The sequence below is a fragment of the Stenotrophomonas sp. PS02298 genome (assembly GCF_029959445.1).
Classification (GTDB): domain Bacteria; phylum Pseudomonadota; class Gammaproteobacteria; order Xanthomonadales; family Xanthomonadaceae; genus Stenotrophomonas.
Genome location: NZ_JASCOR010000242.1, coordinates 1 through 4,282, shown reverse-complemented (window position 1 = coordinate 4,282; position 4,282 = coordinate 1). Strand labels below are relative to the sequence as shown.

Annotated in this window: 4 protein-coding genes; 3 read left to right on the top strand and 1 reads right to left on the bottom strand. The window is 63.9% G+C overall.

Going from position 1 to position 4,282, the window contains the following annotated elements:
• Nucleotides 1–86: 86 nt before the first annotated feature.
• From rimM to rplS, 3 genes are all read left to right on the top strand, one after another.
• Nucleotides 87–602: a ribosome maturation factor RimM gene (gene rimM / locus QMX78_RS20310; RefSeq protein ID WP_282273031.1), complete on the top strand. Its 516-nt coding sequence runs from the start codon at nucleotides 87–89 to the stop codon at nucleotides 600–602.
• A 5-nt stretch (nucleotides 603–607) separates the two neighbouring features.
• Nucleotides 608–1,387 (top strand): tRNA (guanosine(37)-N1)-methyltransferase TrmD, encoded by a 780-nt coding sequence (gene trmD, locus QMX78_RS20305; protein ID WP_282273029.1) that lies wholly within the window; start codon nucleotides 608–610, stop codon nucleotides 1,385–1,387.
• Nucleotides 1,388–1,522: 135 nt separating this feature from the next.
• Nucleotides 1,523–1,933, top strand: coding sequence for a 50S ribosomal protein L19 (rplS, locus tag QMX78_RS20300; RefSeq protein ID WP_057626601.1), 411 nt, complete (start codon nucleotides 1,523–1,525; stop codon nucleotides 1,931–1,933).
• A 428-nt stretch (nucleotides 1,934–2,361) separates the two neighbouring features.
• Here rplS and QMX78_RS20295 read toward each other — a convergent pair whose 3' ends face one another.
• Nucleotides 2,362–4,161, bottom strand: a complete 1,800-nt coding sequence (locus QMX78_RS20295; protein WP_282273028.1) for an MFS transporter — start codon at nucleotides 4,159–4,161, stop codon at nucleotides 2,362–2,364.
• Nucleotides 4,162–4,282 lie beyond the last annotated feature (121 nt).

Genomic DNA, 4,282 nt, shown 5'->3' with positions numbered 1-4,282 from the left:
CCCCCACGCCCCCCCCCCCCGCCCCCGCGCGCCCGGCCCGCCCCCCCGCCCCCCCCCCCCCCCCCCCCCCCCCCCCCGACTGCTATATGAAGAAAGATATCGAGCGCCGGATCCTGCTGGGCAGGATTGCCGGCGTTTTTGGTGTGCGCGGCGAACTGAAGCTTGAGTCCTGGACCGAGCCGCGTTCTGCCATTTTCAAATACCAGCCCTGGATCCTGCGTACCCCTGCGGGGCAGGAATCCGAGCTGACCGGTGTGCGTGGCCGTGATTCGGGCAAGACCCTGGTGGCGACCTTCCCGGACGTGACCGACCGCGACGTGGCCGAAGCCATGCGCGGGACCGAGATCTACGTTGCCCGCAGCGCCTTGCCGCCGCCGAGCGCGGACGAGTATTACTGGGTCGATCTGGAAGGCCTGGACGTGCAGACCGTCGAAGGCGTCAAGCTGGGTATTGCCTCGCATCTGTTCAGTACCGGCTCCAACGACGTGCTGGTTACCCGTGGCGACCGTGAGCGGATGATTCCGTTCGTGATGGGTGACTTCGTCAAATCCGTGGATTTCGACGCCAACCTGATCGTGGTCGATTGGGATCCGGAGTTCTAAAGCCTGTGCGTGTAGACGTCATCAGCCTGTTCCCTGAATTCCTTGCCCAATCGGCCGCGCTGGGCGTGGTCGGGCGTGCGCAGGAGCGGGGCCTGCTGGAGCTGCATGGCTGGAACCCGCGTGACTATGCCGAGGGCAATTACCGGCGGGTGGACGACCGTCCCTTCGGTGGCGGCCCGGGCATGGTGATGCTGATCGAGCCCCTGCGTGCAGCCCTGGCGGCAGCGCGTGAGGCCGATCCGACGCCGGCGCCGGTGATTTACCTGAGCCCGCAGGGCAGGCCGCTGGACCAGGCCAAGGTGCGTGAGCTGGCGGCCTTGCCGCGGATGATCCTGCTCTGTGGTCGCTACGAGGGCGTGGACGAGCGTTTCCTGGCCAATGAGGTGGACGAGGAGATCTCCATCGGCGATTACGTGCTGTCCGGCGGTGAGCTGGGTGCAGCGGTGATCATCGACGCGGTCACCCGCCTGCAGGACGGTGCCTTGAACGACGCCGAATCGGCGGTTCAGGACAGTTTTGAAGGCGATGGCCTGCTGGACTGCCCGCACTACAGCCATCCGGCCAGCCACGTGCTGGGCGATGTGCCGGACGTGCTGCGCTCCGGTAACCATGCCGCCATTGCCGCCTGGCGCCGCCAGCAATCCTTGCTGCGCACCTCGCTGCGGCGTCCGGATCTATTGGACGAGGCCAGCCTGAACAAGGCCGACCGCAAGCTGCTGGCCGAAGCCCGGCAGACGCTTGCAGAGTCGTTCAAACAAGCTACTGGCGCCGAGGGCAAACAGTAAGTTAGAATTACGAGTTCCCGTCGGCTGAATGGCTTGACGAGGAGCCAGAACAATAACGTGCAGCGCAATCCGGCGACTGTATGAGCCTAAGCTGTCGATACCGACACGCCCACCCCGAACAATCGGTGTAACCCAATGAGCAAGCTGAACAAGTCCATCGTCGCGGAATTCGAATCCGCCCAGATCACCCGCGAACTGCCGAAGTTCAGCCAGGGCGACACCGTCGTGGTGAACGTGAAGGTCAAGGAAGGCAACCGTGAGCGCGTGCAGGCATACGAAGGCGTCGTCATCGGCACCAAGAATGCTGGCCTGAACTCCGCTTTCACCGTGCGCAAGATCTCGCACGGCTACGGCGTCGAGCGCGTCTTCCAGACCCACAGCGCCATCATCGACTCGGTCGAAGTGAAGCGTCGCGGTAAGGTTCGCGCCGGTAAGCTGTACTACCTGCGTGGCCTGGAAGGCAAGGCTGCCCGCATCAAGGAAGATCTGGCTGCTGCCCAGCAGGCCAAGGCTGCTCGCCTGGCTGCCAAGGCTTCCGCCGAGTAATCCGCCAACAGGCCAAGCCTGTTTGCAGCAACGGCCACCTTCGGGTGGCCGTTTGCGTTTGTGGGGTTGTGTGAAAGTTGAAAGCTGGGGACGCTTTGGGGTTCTCAAGCTTTTAGGTTCTCAAGCTTTGAGGCTTTGAGGCTTTAAGGCTTTAAGGCTTTGAGGCTCAGAAGCGTAGAAGCGTAGAAGCGTAGAAGCGTAGAAGCCCCCTCATCCGCCCTACGGGCACCTTCTCCCGCAAGCGGGAGAAGGGAAGGCTGGGCTTCGTCGGTTCTGGTGGTTGGCCGCGCATAGCCATGCCTGAGCGCGAGCAATGCGTCAGTTCCCAGTGATGTCTGCTTTCCCTTCTCCCGCCTGCGGGAGAAGGTGCCCGGAGGGCGGATGAGGGGGCTTTTGATTCCTGCTTTGGCGTGTAGCTCAACCGCCACTCAGCGGAAATGCGCCTCGATCTGTTCCAGCGTCTTGCCCTTGGTCTCCGGCAGCCAGAACGCCGCAATCAGGAAGAAGGCAAACGTACACGCCGCCCAGAACAAGAACATGCTGGCGTAGCCGTAGTGGCCTACTGTTGGCAGGAACACGGCTGCGATCGTGGTCGATACGAACTGGTTGATCAGCAGCGCGATGCTCATGCCGTTCGAGCGGATGCGGTTTGGCATCAACTCCGACAAGGCCAGCCACACGCACACGCCCGGGCCGACCGCGAAGAACGCAACGAATACCAGGATGCAGGCCGCCACCGCCCAACCATGCGAAGCCGGCGGCACCGCGCCGATCCAGGCCTGTTCGATGCGCAGCGACGCATTGGCAGCGGCGCTCGGGTCGGGGAAGGGATTCAGGTGCAGGCTGCGGAAGAAACGGCCAATCACGCTGTCGGCATGCACGGTGCTGGAGCGCTCGATCAACAGCTGCTGATCGCTGGGATTGTCGCTACGCAGTGAGCGCACATCGCTGAAACCGCCGTAGCTCCACGACACCGTCAGCTGCGACGGTTGCCCATCGCGATTGCGGGTGCCGGCCAGCTGGTGCCATTGCGCCGCGTCCAGCTGCAACTGCAGGCCATCTGCCTGCACGGATCGCTGCAATACCTGCTGCACATCGGCGCGGCCCTGCTCTGCCTTGAAGAACAGCATCGCCGCAGCCAGCAGGGCAAGGCAGATGCCGCCGCTGCCGATCATCAGCAGGAACTTGCGGCCCTTGCGATCCACCAGGAACAAGGCGACCAGCGTCATGATCACGTTGAGCAGCTTGATCGCTACATCCGCGCCGTTCGCAGCTGCACCCGGCAGGCCAGCTTGATTGAGGATGTTGACCGCGTAAGCAAGGATCGAGTTGATGCCGGTGGCCTGGGTGAAGGCCAGCACCAAGCAGGCCAGTACGAACGGCACCATGTAGCGGCGGCTGAAAAGCCGGTCGCGCTCGCCTTCGGCTTTCGCGATGACCGGATTCTGGATCTGTGCCAGCGTGGCTTCCACCTGCGACGGTGGCAGCGTGGCCTGCAAGCCGCGACGTGCGGCGTCGATGCGGCCGCGGCGTGCCAGCCAGCGCGGTGATTCATTGAGCCAGAACAGGCCGATGCAGAACACCACGCCCGGCAGCAGGCAGGTCCAGAAAATGGTGCGCCAGGCCTGGTCCTTCACCGCGAATAGATGCTGTGCCTGCTGCACCAGTGGCAGGTTGCGCACCGACTCGGTTGCTGCATCCACCGAATGCGCCTGGTACAGGCCAATCAAGGCGGCCAGCACCAGCCCAACCGTCAGCAGCAGCTGGAACATCGCTGCGCCGCGACCGCGCCGCTCCGGTCCCAGCACTTCGGCCAGATACAGCGGCACCACCACGCCGATCAGACCACCGCTGATGCCTTGCAACAGGCGCCCGAGCAGCAGTGGCGTATAGCCAGAGGCCAGCGCCATGATCGGGATGCTGGCGGTGAACAGCACGCCAGCGAGCATCATCGCGCCGCGGCGACCGATCAGGTCGGCGATCATGCCGGCGAACAGCGACGACAACACGCTGCCCAACAATACGGCCGCAACCACGAAGCCCATTTGCTGACTGCTCAGCTGCCAGGCATGGCTGGCGGTGGCTTCCAGATAGGGCAGGGCGCCGGCAATGATGCCGATGTCGATGCCGTACAGCAGGCCGCCAAGACCGGCGATGAAAAGGAGATAGCGCACAGGCCAACGCGGCGCGGCGTCGCTGGCTGGCACGGCAAAAGTGGTGTCGGTCATCGGCGCGTTCCTGGGGCAAGATTTTGTAGTGCCGAGCCATGCTCGGCTGCACTTCGTTCCGGTGTATGCGCTGCCGGATCGCGCTGCGCATCCGCGCGGTTTGCCGAGCATGGCTCGGCAC

Bases quoted from the DNA above. Each gene is read 5' to 3' on its own strand.
- rplS (WP_057626601.1), top strand. From the start codon at position 1,523: ATGAGCAAGCTGAACAAGTCCATCGTCGCGGAATTCGAATCCGCCCAG.
- QMX78_RS20295 (WP_282273028.1), bottom strand. From the start codon at position 4,161: ATGACCGACACCACTTTTGCCGTGCCAGCCAGCGACGCCGCGCCGCGT.
- rimM (WP_282273031.1), top strand. From the start codon at position 87: ATGAAGAAAGATATCGAGCGCCGGATCCTGCTGGGCAGGATTGCCGGC.